Below are 431 nucleotides of genomic sequence, written 5' to 3' on the forward strand. Positions count from 1 at the left end.
GCCGTGATCTCGTAGGCAAAGGTGGCGGCGCGCACCTTGTCATAGCCCTCTTCGAGCTTGAGCACCATCATCTCCACCGCAATGATGGCGTCGTCCACCAGCAGGCCCAGCGCGATGATGAGCGAGCCCAGCGAAATCTTGTGCAGCCCGATGCCCCAGTACCACATGGCCAGGAACGTGACGGCCAGCACCAGCGGGATCGTGATGCCCACCACCAGCCCCGGGCGGGGGTCGATGTACCAGCGCTTCCACAGCGGGTTGTTGCCGGGCCGCTTGTGGACGCCCAGGCTGATGAAGCTCACCGCCAGCACGATGACCACGGCCTCGATCAGCACCTTGACGAACTCGTTCACCGAGGTGGACACCGCCTTGGGCTGGTCTTGCACGTTGACCAGTTTCACGCCCGCCGGCAATGTGCCAGCGATGCGGTC

1 protein-coding gene is annotated in these 431 nt (G+C 64.3%); it reads right to left on the reverse strand.

The window, feature by feature from the left end:
* The coding region (locus tag GPA27_RS28505) for an efflux RND transporter permease subunit (RefSeq protein WP_373322829.1) at nt 1-401 on the reverse strand (401 nt) is incomplete at its 3' end.
* Between the last annotated feature and the right edge of the window lie 30 nt (nt 402-431).

Origin of the sequence: Aromatoleum toluolicum (assembly GCF_012911005.2) — a bacterium.
GTDB lineage: Bacteria > Pseudomonadota > Gammaproteobacteria > Burkholderiales > Rhodocyclaceae > Aromatoleum > Aromatoleum toluolicum.